This is a genomic window from Paracoccus sp. S1E-3 (genome assembly GCF_013868135.1).
Classification (GTDB): domain Bacteria; phylum Pseudomonadota; class Alphaproteobacteria; order Rhodobacterales; family Rhodobacteraceae; genus Paracoccus.
Genome location: NZ_JACEMU010000004.1, coordinates 1579619 through 1596423, shown reverse-complemented (window position 1 = coordinate 1596423; position 16805 = coordinate 1579619). Strand labels below are relative to the sequence as shown.

Below are 16805 nucleotides of genomic sequence, written 5' to 3'. Positions count from 1 at the left end.
GCCATGCCGCCCTGCCAGCCGGAGGCTGGCGACCATGGCTGACGACTTGTGCGATCTGCCGGTCGGCCGGTCCGCGCCCTGCGGCGGCGACCACGCGGCCCAGACCGGGAGGCCGTGGCCATGACTGAGGCGCTCCTCGTGGCCATGCTGGCCTTCCTGCTGGGCGGCGTGCTGAAGGGCGCCATCGGCGCGGGCACGCCGGTGGTCGTCATCCCGATCATGTCGATCTATTTCGATGTCCCCTTCGCGGTCGCCGTCTTCGCCCTGCCGGCGCTGGTGTCGAATCTCTGGCAGGGGTGGAGCTATCGCCACAACCTCAGCGACCGGGGGTTCGTGCTGCGGCTGGTGCTGGCCGCCGGGGTCGGGGCGGCGCTGGGAACGGTGCTGCTGGCGGCACTGCCCGCGCGCGCGCTGTCGATCGTGGTGGCGCTGCTGGCGCTGTTCTATGTCGGTTTCCGCATGGCCAAGCCGGACTGGTCGCTGAATTACGGAATCGCCCGCAGACTGGCCGCGCCCGCGGGCCTGCTGGCCGGGATTCTGCAGGGCGCTGCGGGGATTTCGGCGCCGATCTCGGTCACCTATCTGCACGCGATCCAGCTGCCGCGCGAGCGCTTCATCCCCACCATCTCGGCCCTGTTCGCCGCGATGGCGGTGGTGCAGCTGCCGTCGCTGATCGGGGTCGGGATCATGTCCTGGCAGATCCTGTGGATCAGCCTGCTGGCCTGCGTGCCGCTGTTTCTGGGCATGCCCATCGGCGCCGCGCTGGTGCGGCGTGTCGGCGCCAGGGCCTTCGACCGGACGATCATGGTGCTGCTGCTGGTGATCGCGGTGATGCTGCTGTTCGAGGCCGCCTGAGGCGCGGCGGCCCCTCAGGATCAGGCGTTCAGATCGGCGAAGCTGCGGCCTTCCGCGACCAACTGGCGGATCAGCTTCGGCACGGTCCAGCTTTGCGGGTCTTCGGCGGCAAGCGCCTCCAGTTCGGTCAGCACCTGTTGCAGACCCCATTCATCGGCCAGCCGCATCGGGCCGCCGCGCCAGCGCGGAAAGCCATAGCCATGAACCAGCACCAGATCGACATCGGCGGGCCGGTTGGCGATGCCTTCGTCGATGATATCGGCGCCCTCGGCGATCATCGACAGCGCCAGCCGCCGTGACAGGTCCTCATCGGTGAAATCGCGCCGGGTCACGCCCGCTTCGGCCGAGGCGCGGCGGACCTCCTCATCCACCAGTGCCGAGGGTGCGGGCTTGCCGCCATCGTAATCATACCAGCCGGCGCCGGTCTTGCGGCCAAGGCGCTTCTGATCCTCGACCATGCGGTCGGCGATGGGGACATAGCGGCCCTTGAACACCTCGCCCGCGTCGCGTTTGCGCTGGCGGTTGGCATAGGCGATGTCGAGACCCGAGAGGTCCTGCACCTCGTAAGGGCCCATCGCCATGCCAAAGCCGGTCATGGCCTTGTCCACCTGCGCGGGCAGCGCGCCTTCCAGCAGCGCCACATCGGCGGTCTGGCGATAGCGCGTCAGGATGCGGTTGCCGATGAAACCGTCGCAGACGCCCGCCTCGACCGCGATCTTCCCCAGCCGTTTGGTCAGCGCGAAGGTCGTTGCCAGCGTCTGGGGCGAGGTCTCCTGCGCCCGGATCACCTCGACCAGCTTCATCAGATGGGCGGGGGCGAAGAAATGCAGGCCCAGGAACCGCTGGGGATGGGGCACCACTTCGGCAATCCGGTTCACATCCAGATAGGAGGTGTTGGTGGCCAGAATGGTATCCGCCGGCAGATCGCGGCCGAGGCGTTCAAACAGCGCCCGCTTCACATCGAGGTTTTCAAACACCGCCTCAATCACCATGTCCACGGCGGGCAGCGGGGTCTCGGGACCGTGGAGGAAATGGAAGGTCGCGGACAGGCGGCTGTCGGCCTCGGCCTGCGGCAGCTTGCCCCGGCTGACGGCTTCGTCAAACAGCCTGGTCACATTGGCGCGGGCGCGGGCCGCTGCATCGGCATCGTTTTCCAGCAGGGTGATCTCGATCCCGACCGAGTTCAGCGCATAGGCGATGGCCGCGCCCATGGTGCCCCCGCCGGCAACCAGCACATGCTCGACCGGTGCGGGCTCCAGCTTTTTCAGCGCGGCCGAGGCCCCCGCCCCCCGTTCGGCAAAGAAGATATGGCGCAGCGCGCGGGCCTGCGCGCCCTGCCGCAGTTCCAGGAAAGTGGCGCGTTCGCGGGCCATGCCCTCGGGCAGGGGGCCGGTGGCGCCCTCCATCAGGTCGATGACCTTTTGCGGCGCGATCTGGCCGCGCAGGCGCTTGGAGACATGCGCACGCGCGGCTTCCGCCGCCTCGGGCGCGGGTTCGGGCGCGGGCAGGCTGTCGGTGGCGGGGCCAAGCCGGGCCAGATCCAGCGCCAGCGCGGCGCCCAGCGGATCCTCTGCCAGCGCATCGATCATGCCTTCTGCCAGCGCCGCCTTGGCCTTCAGCGTCGCCCCGGTGCTGATCAGCGGCAGCGCCCGCGCCAGACCGATCAGTCGCGGCAGGCGCTGCGTGCCGCCCGCGCCGGGGACTACGCCCAGTGTGACCTCGGGCAGGCCGATCACGGCGGTGGGTGCGGCAATGCGGTAGCGGCAGGCGAGCGCGATTTCGTAGCCGCCCCCCAGGGCCGCGCCGTTGATCGCGGCAATGGCGGGCAGCGCCATCAGCGCGTCCAGAACGTCGGGCAGATGCGGTTCCAGGGGCGCGCCGTCGAATTCCCTCGCATCCGCGCCGGCGACAAAGCTGCGTCCCGCGCCGGTAATCACCACCCGGTCGATCCGGCCTTCCGCCACCGCCTGCCGCGCCTCGGCGCAGGCGGCCAGCAGGCCTGCGCGGACGGCTTGCGAAATCACGTTCACCGGCGGATTGTCGATGGTCAGGATCAGGGCCTTGCCGCGATAGTCGCGGCGAACGGGGTCGGTCATGGTCATGCCTTTCAGCGCGTCGGAGACAGGATTACCGTGATCGCGAAGCGATGCTGACCGAGCTATAGCAGATCATCGGCGGGGGGCTACTGATTTGTTGACCGAACGGTCAGGACTCTGGCTTTCCGGAAATGGGGACGGGAGAGGCGGTATTTTTCACCGTGATCGAGGCGATCCGCGATCCGGTGGCGGCGATGCTGCATCCTCTGTGTCGTGATGGCCGCGCCGCCCTCCACGCGGATCCTTTTCCCGCTTGGCGGAAGAGGAGGGAGTCGAACCCACCGAAGACGCCGCGCGTCCCCCGCCGGATTTGAAGTCCGGGCACCCCACCGGGGATGTTTCTCTTCCAGTTTCGTGGATAGGGTGGCGCATCAGGCAGGTCAATCGCCGCTGCCTGCCGTGCCGCGGCGTCGCATTATATTTCTGGGCTGCGCCGAAGTGGAAATTATTTCGAAACAACATGATATGGCGCCATCACTGTTCAAAAATTCAACCAATATACTGTGAAGTGAAGCCGTCATAAGCGCCCCCGATGCCCCTCGGCTTCTTATTTGTCAGGATGTTGAACAGCGCTTGCGTCATCGCCCTGCTCAAATTCCGCGCAGGCTGCCCGTGTCGCAGGCAAGGGCGACGGATCGGTGGTGAATTTCGGCGGGGGGTATGGGCGATCTCTCATCATTGCTGCGCCGCCGCATTACCGTCGGTCTCATGTTGGATGCCGTCCATATGCAGCGCAGCGCGGGTGTGGCGCGGGTCTCGCTCGACCGGGGCGGGCTTGTCGGGTTGTCGCAATCCGGCAGCGCCAAGGCGCTGCTGCCGCGCAGCCATGGTCCCGCGCCCGAGATCGTGTTCCTGAACACCTCCGGCGGGCTGACCTCGGGCGACCGGCTGGAATACCATCTCGATCTCGGCCCCGCGACCCGCGCCACGGCGACCACCCAGACGGCCGAACGCGCTTATCGCGCCGACGACCTGCCCGCAGCGGTGCAGGTGGCGCTGAAGGTCGGGGCAGGCGGAATGCTGGACTGGCTGCCGCAGGAAGCCATCCTGTTCGACGGCGCGAAGCTGGACCGCGAAACGGTGGTGGAACTGGCCGAGGGCGCCAGTTTTCTGGGACTGGAAACCATCGTGCTGGGCCGCGCCGCCATGGGCGAGACCGTGGCGCGCCTGCACCTGAACGACCTCCGCGTCATCCGCCGCGCCGGCAGGGTCGAGGTTTTCGATCCCTTCCGGCTGGACGACAGCAGCCTTGCCCGTGCGGGCGCGCCGGCGCTGTTGCAGGGCGCGCGGGCCGTCGCGGTGCTGATCCTGTCGGCCCCAGATGCCGAACATCAGCTGCCCGCGCTGCGTGCCGCCCTGACCGAGCCGGAGGTCACTGCCGCCGCCTCGGCCCTGCCGGGGCGCGTCATCCTGCGCGCCCATGCGCCCGATGCCTGGCCGCTGCGCCGCCAGATGGCGCGGCTGATCGAGACCCTGCGGCCCGACGCGCTGCCCCGCGTCTGGCAGTCCTAGGAGAGAGCCATGAACCTGACCCCCCGCGAAAAGGACAAGCTGCTGGTCAGCCTCGCCGCCATGGTGGCGCGGGGACGGCTGGCGCGCGGCGTCAAGCTGAACCACCCCGAGGCCATCGCGCTGATCACCGATTACGTGGTCGAGGGCGCCCGCGACGGCCGCAGCGTGGCCGATCTGATGGCGGCGGGCGGCACGGTCATCCGCGCCGATCAGTGCATGACGGGCGTCCCGTCCATGATCGAGACCGTGCAGGTCGAGGCCACCTTTCCCGACGGCACCAAGCTGGTCACCGTCCACCACCCGATCCGTTGAGGAAGCCGATGAAAAAGACCCTGATCCTGTTGACCCTGCTGCCGGGCGCCGCCTTTGCCCATACCGGGCAGATGGCCGGAAGCTTCACCACCGGCTTCGGCCACCCGTTCAGCGGCGCCGATCACATGCTGGCCATGGTGGCGCTTGGCCTGTTGGCGGCGCAGATCGGCGGGCGCGCGCTCTGGTCGCTGCCACTGACCTTTGTGGGCGCGATGCTGGTCGGCGGCGTGCTGGGCGCGTCGGGCGCGCCCTTTCCGGGGGTGGAGCCGACGATCCTCGCCTCTTGCATCATCCTCGGCGTGCTTGTCGCCATGGCGGTGCGCCTGCCGCTTCCGGTGATGCTGGCCGGGGCGGCGCTGTTCGGTGCGGCCCATGGCTGGGCGCATGGCGCGGAAGGTCCGGCCAGCGGGCTTGCCGTCTATGCGGCGGGGTTTGCGGTGGCGACGGCGGCGCTGCACGGGCTGGGCATGGTGGCCGGAAAGGCAGTCCCGGCGCTGGCGATCCGGGGCGCGGGGCTGGTGGCCGCACTTGCCGGCGCGGTTCTGGCAGTGGCGGGCTGAGATGAATCCCGGCGAGATCATCCCGGCCGAGGGCCGCATCACCCTGAACGCCGGCCGCGCCGCGATCACCCTGATGGTCGCCAATACCGGCGACCGCCCGGTGCAGGTCGGCAGCCATTACCATTTCGCCGAAACCAATCCGGGGTTGGATTTCGACCGCGTGGCGGCGCGCGGCATGCGCCTCGACATCCCCGCCGGCACCGCGATCCGGTTCGAGCCGGGCCAGCGGCGCGAGGTGCGGCTGATCCCCTATGCCGGGGGCCGCGAGGTCTGGGGCTTTAACGGCCATGTGATGGGGGTGCTCGATGCCGGTTGAAATCTCGCGCGCCGCCTATGCCGACATGTTCGGGCCGACCACCGGCGACAAGGTGCGCCTCGGCGATACCGATCTTATCATTGAGGTCGAGCGCGACCTGACCATCTATGGTGAGGAGGTGAAGTTCGGCGGTGGCAAGGTCATCCGCGACGGCATGGGGCAGTCCCAGGTGACCCGCGCGAATGGCGCCATGGACACTGTGATCACAAACGCGCTGATCCTCGACTGGAGCGGCATCTACAAGGCCGACATCGGCCTGAAGGACGGCCGCATCGCCCGGATCGGCAAGGCGGGCAATCCCGACACCCAGCCCGGCGTGACCATCATCATCGGCCCCGGCACCGAGATCATCGCCGCCGAGGGCCGCATCCTGACCGCCGGCGGCATCGACTGCCATATCCATTTCATCTGCCCCCAGCAGGTCGATGACGCGCTGCATTCGGGCATCACCACCATGATCGGCGGCGGCACCGGCCCGGCGCATGGGACGCTGGCGACGACCTGCACGCCGGGGCCGTGGCATATCCGGCGGATGCTGGAAGCCGCCGACAACCTGCCCGTCAATATCGGGCTGGCCGGCAAGGGCAATGCGTCTCGCCCCGAGGCGCTGCTGGAACAGATCCGCGCCGGGGCCTGCGCCCTTAAGCTGCACGAGGATTGGGGCACCACCCCCGCCGCCATCGACTGCTGCCTGACCGTGGCCGAGGCCGAGGATATTCAGGTGATGATCCATACCGACACGCTGAACGAATCCGGCTTTGTCGAAAATACCCTGAAGGCCATCGGCGGGCGCACCATCCACGCCTATCACACCGAAGGCGCGGGCGGCGGCCACGCACCCGACGTCATGCGCGTGGTCGGCAGCCAGAATGTGCTGCCCTCCTCGACCAACCCGACGCGGCCCTATACGCGCAACACGATCGAGGAACATCTGGACATGCTGATGGTGTGCCACCATCTGGACCGCGCCATCCCCGAGGACGTGGCCTTCGCCGAATCCCGCATCCGGCGCGAGACCATCGCCGCCGAGGATATCCTGCACGATCTGGGTGCCTTCAGCATCATCAGCAGCGACAGTCAGGCGATGGGGCGGGTGGGCGAGGTCATCACCCGGACATGGCAGACCGCCCACAAGATGAAGGTGCAACGCGGCAGGCTGGACGGGGAAACCGACGCCAATGACAACCTGCGCGCCCGCCGCTATGTGGCGAAATACACCATCAACCCCGCCCTGGCGCACGGGATCAGCGCCCATACCGGCAGTATCGAGGTTGGCAAGCGCGCCGATCTGGTTCTGTGGCACCCGGCGTTTTTCGGGGCGAAGCCCGAAATGTCGCTGATCGGCGGGCAGATCGTGATGGCGCAGATGGGCGATCCCAATGCCTCGATCCCGACGCCGCAGCCGATGTATTCGCGGCCCATGTTCGGCGCTTTGGGGCGGGCGGCGCAATCGGGTTCGGTCAGTTTTGTCAGCCGGGCGGGGCTGGAGGCCGGCGCCACCGATGGGCTTTCGAAACAGGCCGTTGCGGTCGAAGGCACGCGCGGTCTGGCCAAGCGCGACATGCGCCTGAACGACGCCACACCCTTTATCGAGGTCGATCCCGAAACCTACGAGGTCCGCGCCGATGGCGAACTTCTGACCTGCGAACCGGCAACCGAACTGCCGCTCGCCCAACGCTATTTCCTGTTTTGACGGAGGTCTTGATGCATTTTCTGGCCCATGGGGACGAACTTGGCGTGGCGGTGGCGGTGCTGCCGCGCGGCCATGGCCGCAAGGTGGTGGGGCGGGTCGTTCTGGACTATGACGCCCGCTGCCTGCGCCGCAAACGCCTTGCGACCGAAGGCGGCGCGGCTTTTCTGGTCGATCTGCCGCAGACCGTCAGTCTGGATCCCGGTGCGGCCTTTGCGCTGGCCGACGGCAACGCCATCGAGGTGGCCGAGGCCCATGAACCCGTGCTGCGGATCGAGGGCGACCTGCCGCGCCTCGCCTGGCATATCGGCAACCGCCATTGCCCCTGCGAAATGGCCGAGGATCATCTGACCATCCGCGCCGATCCGGTGCTGGAAGACATGCTGCTGAAGCTGGGCGCAAAGGTGACCAAGGGCTATGCCCCCTTCCGCCCCGAAGGCGGGGCCTACGGCCATGGGCGGACCTTTGGCCACGCCCATTGACGGCGCCCGCCTGCTGGCGGTGCAGCTTCTGTCCCCGGCCTTTCCGACCGGGGCCTTTGCCTATGCGCAGGGGCTGGAATGGGCGATGGATGCGGCTCTGGTCGGCGACGGCGCGGCGCTGGCGGAATGGCTGGGCGACGTGCTGGAATATGGCAGCGGCTGGTCCGATGCGGTGATCCTGTCGCTGTCGCTGCGTCCCGGCGCGGATCATCTTGGCCTTGATGATCTGGCCCGCGCCATGTGCCTGACCGCCGAAAGGCTGACCGAAACGCTGGAACAGGGCCGCGCCTTCGCGGCGACCTCGGCCGCGCTGACGGGCAGCAGCGACGCGCCCGCCGCCCTGCCGGTCGCCGTGGGCCGGGCACTGTCGGGGCTGGACCTGCCCCGCGCCGAGGTGATCGCGCTATATCTGCACGGGCAGGCGCTGAACCTCATTCAGGCGGCGGTGCGCTTCATGCCGCTTGGGCAGGCCGAAGGGCAGCGGATTCTGGCGGCGCTCTCGCCGCTGATCCTGCAATTGGCCGCCCGCGCCGCCGAGGCCAGCGAAGCCGATCTGGGCGGCTGCGCCATCGGCGCGGACCTCGCGCAGGCCCGCCACGAAACCATGCAGACAAGGATATTCCGCACATGATGAATGGCCCCCTTCGCGTCGGCATCGGCGGCCCCGTGGGCGCTGGCAAGACCACGCTGACCATCGAACTTTCCCGCCTTCTGGCCCCGCGCCTGTCCATGGCGGTGATCACCAACGACATCTACACCCGCGAGGATGCCGAGGCGCTGATGCGCGCCCAGGTCCTGCCGCAGGACCGGGTGCGCGGGGTCGAAACCGGCGGCTGCCCCCATACGGCGATCCGCGAGGATGCCAGCATCAACCTCGCCGCGATTGCCGAACTGACCTCGGCGCTGCCGGATCTGGAGCTGGTGCTGATCGAGTCGGGCGGCGACAATCTGGCCGCGACCTTCAGCCCGGAACTGGCCGACCTGACCATCTATGTGATCGACACCGCGGCCGGGCAGGACATTCCGCGCAAGAAAGGGCCGGGGCTGGCGCGGTCTGACCTGCTGGTGGTGAACAAGACCGACCTCGCGCCTTATGTGGGCGTTGATGCCGACTTGCTGGAAAGCGATGCCCGCGCCGCGCGCGGCCCGCGCCCGGTGGTGATGGCCGCGCTGCGCCACGGCAAAGGCGCGGAAGATGTCGCCGAATTCATCATCCGCGAGGGTGGATTGCGCCCGCGCGGCTAGGGATCGCGCAGGGCGTGCCGCGAAACCGGGCAGGGCGCGGCGGGACTGGCGCCGATTGCATCATTCGCGGGCTGGCTGCCCGAAGATGCCTTCGCAAGATTGCCTGAAAGCGCGCCAGCCGATCTTCTGCAAGGGCGAACGGCCCAAAAGGTCAGAAGTGTGCGACGGCCTCCGCCTGGAAAACGACGCCGCCGCACGGGTGCAACGAAGTTGCCGCCAAGGTTTAACACCGCGCCGCGCTGGCGGGAAGCGGGCGGATCTTTGCGGCCCGAGAGGGAAGAAGATGCAAGGATTGAAATCCATAATGGCGGGCTCGGCCTTGGGTCTGGTGCTGGCCGGGGGCGCGTGGGCGCAAGACGACACCATCAAGATCGGCGTCTTGCATTCGCTGTCGGGCACGATGGCGATTTCGGAAACCACGCTGAAGGACACTGTGCTGATGCTGGTCGAACAGCAGAACGCCAAGGGCGGGTTGCTGGGCAAGCAGATCGAGGCGGTGGTGGTCGATCCGGCCTCGGACTGGCCGCTGTTTGCGGAAAAGGCGCGCGAGCTGATCTCGGTTCAGGGGGTCGATGCGATCTTCGGCTGCTGGACCAGCGTATCGCGCAAATCCGTGCTGCCGGTGGTCGAGGAGCTGAACGGCCTCTTGTTCTATCCGGTGCAATACGAGGGCGAGGAATCGTCCAAGAACGTGATCTATACCGGCGCCGCCCCGAACCAGCAGGCGATCCCGGCGGTGGATTACATGGCCGACGAACTGGGCGTGGAAAAATGGGCGCTGCTGGGCACCGATTACGTCTATCCGCGCACCACCAACACCATTCTGGAAGCTTATCTGAAGGATAACGGCGTCGCGCAGGACGATATTTTCGTCAATTACACCCCCTTCGGGCATTCGGACTGGTCGAAGATCGTGGCCGATGTGGTCGCGCTGGGGAAGGACGGCAAGAAGGTCGGGGTGGTCTCGACCATCAATGGCGATGCCAATGTCGGTTTCTACAAAGAACTGGCGGCGGCGGGCGTCAGCGCCGATGACATTCCGGTCATGGCCTTCTCGGTGGGTGAGGAGGAGCTTTCGGGTCTGGATACCACGAACCTCACCGGCCATCTGGCGGCGTGGAATTACTTTGAAAGCGCCGACACCCCCGAAAACAAGGCCTTCATCGAGGAATGGAAGAAATTCACCGGCGATCCGAAGCGGGTGACCAACGACCCGATGGAGGCCACGATGATCGGCTTCAACGCCTGGGTGAAAGCGGTCGAAAAGGCCGGGACGACCGATACGGACGCGGTGCTTGACGCCATCGTCGGGGTCGAGGTGCCGAACCTGACCGGCACAATGGCAAAAGTCCTGCCGAACCATCACCTGACCAAGCCGGTGCTGATCGGTGAAATCCGCGAGGATGGCCAGTTCGATATCGTCAGCCAGACCGACCCGGTGCCGGGCGACGCATGGACCGATTTCCTCCCCGACAGCGCCGTGCTGGAGGCCGACTGGCCGGGCAAGAAATGCGGCATGTTCAACACCCAGACCAACAGCTGCGTGCAGGTGCAGTCGAATTACTGACCGGCGCATCTCCGTCAGGCTGGCGCGGCCTGCAGGCCGCGCCCCGCATCCCGCGAATTGAAAGGGCCGTCATGCGCCGTATCTTCCTTTGCCTGCTGCTGATCTTTGCGCTACCCGCCTGGGCGCAGGATCTGGAAGCGGTGCTCGCCGCCAACCGGGCGCAGATCGAAAAGCCCTCGCGCCAGACGATCGGCCCGGTCATTGCGGAGATCGCGGCCAGCGGCGACGGCGCGGTCGCGTTTCTGGAGGCATGGGGGGATCGACGGCTGGGTCTGACCGATGATGGCCGCTTCGCGATCATCGAGGGCGACGCGGCCACGGATGCCGTCACCGGTGCCCCGCTCGCGGGTGAGGCGAAGGCGCTGAAACCCAATTCCGGCGTGCGCGGGCTGATCGCGGCGGCGCTGGTGCCGGCGCAACTGGCCGATCCCGATATGGGCCGCCGCCGCGCCGCGCTGGATGCGCTGGCGCGGGACGCCACGGCCGAACATCTGCCGGCGCTGCGTGCGGCATTGGACGATCCCGATCCCGTCCTCGCCGCCCGCAAGCAGCGGCTGGAGCGCCTGCTGACCATCCGTTTCGATCCCGAACCGGCGGCACGGGTCGCCGCCATCGAGGGGTTCGCTGGCGATAGCGGCAGCGATGTGCAGGCGGTCTTGAACCCCATTCTGACCACCACCCGTTTCGCCGGTCCGGCCTTACCGGAAGGCGCGAATGTCGCGCGGCAATTGAGCATCGGGACCGAGCTGACCGAGGCCGCGGCCTATCGCCTGCTGGTCGATGCGGGTCTTGCGGCCCCTCGGCTCAGCGATGCCGAACAGAAAGCCGCGCTCTCGGCCCATCTTCAGGACGGGCAGGTCGGCAATATCCCCGTCGCCAATCTCGACAGCCCGGATGCCCGCGACCGCGCCTATCGTGCGCTTGCCGCTGCCGGCGCGGTCCGTCCCGCCGCAAGCGCCGATCAGGTCGATGCGGCGCTGGCGGCGAACATCTTTGCCGATCTTTACACCGAGCCGTCGCCCGAGGTGACGGATGCCGCCCGCGCGGCGCTGAACGGCCTTGTCCTGCGCGAACGAGCCCAGCAGGGCGTCGATCTGGCGCTGGATGCGCTGTCCTTGGCCTCGATCTATTTTCTGGCGGCAATCGGGCTGGCGATCACCTTCGGGGTGATGGGAGTCATCAACATGGCCCATGGCGAGTTCATCATGATGGGCGCCTATACCGGCTATGTCGTGCAGGGCTTCATCGCCAACCGCACATTGTCGCTGGTGGTGGCGCTGCCCATGGCTTTTCTTGTCACCGCGCTGGCGGGGGTGGTGCTGTATCGGCTGGTCATCCGCCATCTGGCGAAACGCCCGCTGGAGACCTTGCTGGCCACCTTCGGCGTCTCCATCGCGCTGCAGCAACTGGCCAAGAACATCTTCGGCACCCAGGCCCGCCCGCTGACCGCGCCGGACTGGCTTGGCGGCTCCGTGGGCTTTGGCGAGATCGTCCAGATTTCCACCATCCGCGTCGCCATCTTCGTGCTGGCGCTGCTGTTTCTGTGCCTGTTCCTGTTCATCACAAAACGCACCCGGCTGGGGCTGAACATGCGCGCGGTCACGCAGAACCCCGGCATGGCGGCGTCGATGGGCATCAACCCGGACCGGGTGGCGATGCTGACCTTTGGCCTTGGGTCCGGCATCGCGGGCATCGCGGGCGTGGCCATCGGGCTGTTCGCGCAGGTCACCTCGGAACTGGGGCAGGGCTATATCGTGCAAAGCTTCATGACCGTGGTCGTGGGCGGGGTCGGCAATATCTGGGGCACGCTGGCGGGGGCGGCGCTGATCGGCGGGCTGCAGAAGGGGATCGAGGTGCTGAACCCGGCCAATACGCTGGCCGCGCAGACCTGGATGATCCTGTTCATCATCATCTTCATCCAGTTCCGGCCGCGCGGGATCTTCCCGACCCGTGGCCGCTTCGTCGAGGGCTGAACCATGCTGATCCGCAAATATCCCTCGGTGCTGATCTTTCTGGCGGTGCTGGCGGTCTTTACCCTCGCCATCACGCTGTTGTCGCAGGCTTACGGGACCGGGGCGGTGCCAACCTCGACCGTCAAGCTGCTGGGCAAGACCCTGTGTCTGGCGCTCGCCGCGCTGGCGATGGATCTGGTCTGGGGCTATGCCGGCATCCTGTCCCTGGGGCACATGGCGTTCTTCGCCCTTGGCGGCTACATGATCGGGATGTGGCTGATGTATGCGCGCACGGCGGAAATCGTCACCGCGACGCTGGCCAACGCGCCCATCCCCGCCACCCCGGACGAAATCCGGCAGGGCATCGCCAGCCAGATCTTCGGCGTCGTCGGTTCCAGTGACCTGCCCCTGACATGGAGCTTCGCCGGCAGCCTGCCCATCCAGCTTCTGCTGGTTCTCGCGGTGCCCGGTATCTTCGCCTTCCTGTTCGGCTGGCTGGCCTTCCGGTCGCGGGTCAATGGGGTCTATCTGTCGATCCTGACCCAGGCGATGACGCTGGCGCTGGCTTTGTGGCTGTTCCAGAACGACAGCGGCTTTCGCGGCAATAACGGCCTGTCGGGGCTGCAGAACATCCCCGGCCTGACGGATGTGCCGCAATCCACCCTCTCGATCTGGTTTCTCTGGGCCTCGGCCGCCGCGCTCGGGCTTTGCTATGTGCTGGCAAGCTGGCTGGTCAGCGGCAAGTTCGGCAGCGTGATCCGCGCCATCCGCGATGACGAGGCCCGCGTCCGCTTCCTCGGCTATTCGGTCGAGGGCTATAAGCTGTTCGTCTTCACCCTGTCGGCGATGATCTGCGCCATCGCCGGCGCGCTTTATTACCCGCAGGCCGGGATCATCAACCCGGCGGAACTGGCGCCGATCGCGTCCATCTACCTCGCCGTCTGGGTCGCCATCGGCGGGCGCGGGCGGCTGTATGGCGCGGTGATCGGTGCGGTGTTCGTATCGCTGCTGTCAAGCTGGTTCACCGGCGGCAAGGCCCCAGACCTGAACCTTGGCTTTTATACGATCCACTGGGTCGACTGGTGGCAGGTGCTGCTGGGGGTGGCCTTCGTGCTGGTGACGCTGTTCGCGCCGAAGGGGCTCTCCTCGATCATCGACGCCGTCGCGGGGCTGCGCGCACCGAAGCGGCACGGCGCCGATCTCGGCCCCGATCTGGGCGCCCTGCGCGAACGGGAGGCCGAGGCATGAGTGCGCTTCTGGAGGTCTCGGGCATCTCGAAAAGTTTCGACGGGTTCAGGGCGATCAACAACCTGTCCTTCTCTATCGGCGCGGCGGAGTTGCGCGCCATCATCGGCCCGAACGGGGCCGGCAAGACCACCTTCATGGACATCGTGACCGGCAAGACCCGCCCGGATGAGGGGCAGGTCCGCTGGGGCGAGTTCTCGCGCTCGCTGCTGCGCCTGTCCGAGGCGCAGATCGCCCGCGAGGGCATCGGCCGAAAATTCCAGCGCCCGACCGTGTTCGAGGATCAGAGCGTCGCGGACAACCTGACCATGGCGCTGAAGGCCCCGCGCGGGCCGTTCGCGGTGCTGTTCTGGCGTCCTGGCAGCGCCTCGGACGCGCGCGTCGCGGAACTTGCCGCAGAGGTCGGGCTGGCCGGACAGCTTCTGCGCAAGGCGGGTGAGCTGTCGCACGGCCAGAAGCAATGGCTGGAAATCGGCATGCTGCTGGCGCAGGAACCGCGCCTGCTGCTGGTCGATGAACCCGCCGCCGGCATGACGCTGGCCGAACGCGAACAGACCACCACGCTTTTGCGCCGGCTGGCCGGAACCCGCGCCGTGGTGGTGGTCGAACATGACATGGAGTTCGTGCGCCGCCTGAACTGCAAGGTGACGGTGCTGCATCAGGGCGCGGTGCTGGCCGAGGGGTCGCTGGACCACGTATCCGCCAATCCCGACGTGATCGAAGTCTATCTGGGGCGCTGAGATGATCGAGGCTGAAAACGTCACCCTGTCCTATGGCAGCAGCCGGATCCTGCACGGGGTCTCGCTGCGCGCAGAACCGGGGCGCGTGACCTGCGTGATGGGCAATAACGGGGTCGGCAAGACCTCGCTGATGAACCTGCTGGCCGGGCGGCATCCCCGGGCGGGCGGCGAATTGCGGCTGATGGGCGCGCGTCTTGGTCGGGTGACGGCGCAGGAGATGGCGCGGCGCGGGGTCGGCTATGTCCCGCAGGGCCGGGCGATCTTTCCGCTGCTGACGGTGCGCGAGAATCTGGAAACCGGCTTTGGCTGCCTTCCCGCAGGGCAGCGCCGCGTGCCCGATGAGATCTATGACAGTTTCCCGGTGCTGGCGGAAATGGCCCATCGGCGCGGCGGCGATCTGTCGGGCGGCCAGCAGCAGCAACTCGCCATCGCCCGCGCGCTGGTGATCCGCCCCAAGGTGCTGCTGATGGACGAACCGACCGAGGGCATCCAGCCCAATATCATCGCCCAGATCGGCCGCGTCATTGCGGGCTTACGCGATCGTGGCGACATGGCGATTGTTCTGGTCGAGCAGTATTTCGATTTCGCCTGGGATCTCGGCGACAGCTTCGCGCTGATGGAACGCGGGCAGGTGGTGCTGTCGGGCAGCCGCGAGCAGGTCAGCCGGGAAGCCCTGCATGGGCGTCTGGCTGGGCTGGCCGCGGCCTGATCGAAAGGGCAGGCGCGGGGGCCTTTATCTTGCGGCTCAGAAGTTGGATGCTGAAGGCTTGGACGCCAGAGCAAGCTTATGACCAGCCATCCCATCCGATTCCTGCTGAACGACACCGAAATCACCCTGACCGAGGTCGCCCCGGACGAAACGCTGCTGGATTTCCTGCGGCTGTCGCGCCGTCTGACCGGCACCAAGGAGGGCTGCGCCGAGGGCGATTGCGGGGCCTGCACGGTGTTGGCGGGGCGGCTGCGGAACGGCGCGCTGCGCTATGAACCGGTGAATGCCTGCATCCGCTTTCTGGCCGCCTGCCATGGCTGCCATATCGTGACGATCGAGCATCTGTCGCCCAAAGGTGCTGGACTGCACCCGGTCCAGCAGGCGATGGTGGACCATCACGCCAGCCAATGCGGCTTCTGCACGCCGGGTTTCGTCATGGCGCTTTACGGGCTGTGGATGGAGAACGGCGACCCGTCCGTGGTGGAGATCGAGACCGCGCTTCAGGGCAACCTGTGCCGCTGCACCGGATATGAACCGATCGTGAAGGCGGCGCGCGCGGCGGCGGCGGCAGGCGGGCAGGCGATGGACGCGCTGGCGCGGGAACGGGACGGGGTGGCGGCGCGGCTGGCCGCCATTCCAGCGGGTGCGGAAGTGTCCAAGGACGGCAAGCGCACCATTCTTCCCGCCAGCGAGGATGCACTGGCGCAGGCGCTGCTGGACAATCCGGGGGCGACGCTGATCGCCGGGGCCACCGATGTGGGCCTGTGGGTGACGAAATTCCTGCGCCCCATCGCGCCCGCCATCTTCATCGGCCATCTGATGAAGGGCGTAAGCGTTTCGGACGACGAGATCCGCCTCGGCGCGGGGGTGACCTATTCCGAGCTGCTGCCGATCATCGCCGAAACCATGCCCGAGCTGACCGATTACCTGACCCGCATCGGCGGATGGCAGGTCCGCAACGCGGGCACCATCGGCGGCAATATCGCCAATGGCTCGCCTATCGGGGAAATGCCGCCGCTGCTGATCGCGCTGAATGCGCGGATCGTGCTGCGGCGCGGGAACAGCCGGCGCGAGATCCCGCTGGAAGGGTTCTTCATCGAATATGGCAAGCAGGACCGCCAGCCGGGCGAGTTTCTGGAAAGCATCGTTGTTCCCCGCCCGGACGGCGCGCGGATTGCGGGCTACAAGGTGTCGAAACGCGCCTATTCCGACATCACAGCCGTGGCCATGGGTATCCTCATCCGTGAGGAACGCGGCCTCATCACCGAGGCGCGCCTCGCCTTCGGCGGCATGGCCGGCACCCCCAAGCGCGCGGTAAAGGCCGAAGCCGCCCTGCGCGGCCGCCCCTTCGCCCGTGACACGTTCGAAGCTGCCGCCCATGCCGTCGCCGGTGATTTTCAGCCGCTGTCCGACTGGCGCGCCAGCGCCGAATACCGTCAGGCCGTGGCCGCCAACCTGATCCGCCGCTTCTGGCTGGAGCAGGACGGCGAGGAGGTGCGCCTGTCTCGCACCGTGGAGGCATGA

General features: G+C 67.3%; 16 protein-coding genes and 1 tRNA gene. 15 read left to right on the top strand and 2 right to left on the bottom strand.

The genetic code is table 11. From position 1 onward, the window contains the following. The first annotated feature begins 120 nt into the window (after positions 1 to 120). Positions 121 to 855, top strand: a complete 735-nt coding sequence (locus H1S04_RS07920; protein ID WP_181744955.1) for a sulfite exporter TauE/SafE family protein — start codon at positions 121 to 123, stop codon at positions 853 to 855. A gap of 20 nt (positions 856 to 875) precedes the next feature. Here H1S04_RS07920 and H1S04_RS07915 read toward each other — a convergent pair whose 3' ends face one another. After that, on the bottom strand, positions 876 to 2951 hold the full coding sequence (locus H1S04_RS07915) for a 3-hydroxyacyl-CoA dehydrogenase NAD-binding domain-containing protein (RefSeq protein ID WP_181744954.1): 2076 nt from the start codon (positions 2949 to 2951) through the stop codon (positions 876 to 878). Positions 2952 to 3205: 254 nt separating this feature from the next. Further along, a tRNA-Sec gene (locus H1S04_RS07910) sits at positions 3206 to 3299 on the bottom strand. A 360-nt stretch (positions 3300 to 3659) separates the two neighbouring features. Between H1S04_RS07910 and H1S04_RS07905 the strand changes: the two genes are divergently transcribed. From H1S04_RS07905 to xdhA, 14 genes are all read left to right on the top strand, one after another. Then, positions 3660 to 4463, top strand: coding sequence for an urease accessory protein UreD (locus tag H1S04_RS07905; protein WP_181744953.1), 804 nt, complete (start codon positions 3660 to 3662; stop codon positions 4461 to 4463). A 9-nt stretch (positions 4464 to 4472) separates the two neighbouring features. Then, a complete protein-coding gene (locus tag H1S04_RS07900; protein ID WP_181744952.1) occupies positions 4473 to 4775 on the top strand; it encodes an urease subunit gamma in 303 nt (100 codons plus the stop codon). A gap of 8 nt (positions 4776 to 4783) precedes the next feature. Next, the gene (locus H1S04_RS07895; RefSeq protein ID WP_181744951.1) at positions 4784 to 5335 is read left to right on the top strand and encodes a HupE/UreJ family protein; all 552 of its coding nucleotides are present in this window, start codon (positions 4784 to 4786) and stop codon (positions 5333 to 5335) included. A 1-nt stretch (position 5336) separates the two neighbouring features. After that, entirely contained in the window at positions 5337 to 5651 is a 315-nt protein-coding gene (locus tag H1S04_RS07890; RefSeq protein ID WP_181744950.1) for an urease subunit beta, read from the top strand. Beyond that, the gene (gene ureC / locus H1S04_RS07885) at positions 5641 to 7344 is read left to right on the top strand and encodes an urease subunit alpha (RefSeq protein WP_181744949.1); all 1704 of its coding nucleotides are present in this window, start codon (positions 5641 to 5643) and stop codon (positions 7342 to 7344) included. The genes H1S04_RS07890 and ureC overlap by 11 nt, the downstream gene beginning before the upstream one ends. Positions 7345 to 7355: 11 nt before the next feature. Next, complete coding sequence (locus H1S04_RS07880; RefSeq protein ID WP_181744948.1) at positions 7356 to 7823, top strand: urease accessory protein UreE; 468 nt, start codon at positions 7356 to 7358, stop codon at positions 7821 to 7823. Next, on the top strand, positions 7819 to 8454 hold the full coding sequence (locus H1S04_RS07875) for an urease accessory protein UreF (RefSeq protein WP_370470473.1): 636 nt from the start codon (positions 7819 to 7821) through the stop codon (positions 8452 to 8454). Before H1S04_RS07880 ends, H1S04_RS07875 begins: the two co-directional genes overlap by 5 nt. Beyond that, positions 8451 to 9068, top strand: a complete 618-nt coding sequence (ureG, locus tag H1S04_RS07870) for an urease accessory protein UreG (RefSeq protein ID WP_181744946.1) — start codon at positions 8451 to 8453, stop codon at positions 9066 to 9068. Before H1S04_RS07875 ends, ureG begins: the two co-directional genes overlap by 4 nt. Before the next feature lie 304 nt (positions 9069 to 9372). Next, positions 9373 to 10635: an urea ABC transporter substrate-binding protein gene (gene urtA, locus H1S04_RS07865; protein WP_370470462.1), complete on the top strand. Its 1263-nt coding sequence runs from the start codon at positions 9373 to 9375 to the stop codon at positions 10633 to 10635. Positions 10636 to 10706: 71 nt separating this feature from the next. Then, the gene (gene urtB, locus H1S04_RS07860; protein WP_181744944.1) at positions 10707 to 12608 is read left to right on the top strand and encodes an urea ABC transporter permease subunit UrtB; all 1902 of its coding nucleotides are present in this window, start codon (positions 10707 to 10709) and stop codon (positions 12606 to 12608) included. A gap of 3 nt (positions 12609 to 12611) precedes the next feature. Beyond that, positions 12612 to 13835, top strand: coding sequence for an urea ABC transporter permease subunit UrtC (gene urtC, locus H1S04_RS07855; protein ID WP_181744943.1), 1224 nt, complete (start codon positions 12612 to 12614; stop codon positions 13833 to 13835). Next, positions 13832 to 14572 (top strand): urea ABC transporter ATP-binding protein UrtD, encoded by a 741-nt coding sequence (urtD, locus tag H1S04_RS07850; protein ID WP_181744942.1) that lies wholly within the window; start codon positions 13832 to 13834, stop codon positions 14570 to 14572. Before urtC ends, urtD begins: the two co-directional genes overlap by 4 nt. A gap of 1 nt (position 14573) precedes the next feature. Next, positions 14574 to 15281 carry an urea ABC transporter ATP-binding subunit UrtE gene (urtE, locus tag H1S04_RS07845; RefSeq protein WP_181744941.1) on the top strand — a complete coding sequence of 236 codons (708 nt, stop codon included), beginning with the start codon at positions 14574 to 14576 and terminating at the stop codon, positions 15279 to 15281. A 78-nt stretch (positions 15282 to 15359) separates the two neighbouring features. Beyond that, the gene (gene xdhA, locus H1S04_RS07840; protein ID WP_181744940.1) at positions 15360 to 16805 is read left to right on the top strand and encodes a xanthine dehydrogenase small subunit; all 1446 of its coding nucleotides are present in this window, start codon (positions 15360 to 15362) and stop codon (positions 16803 to 16805) included.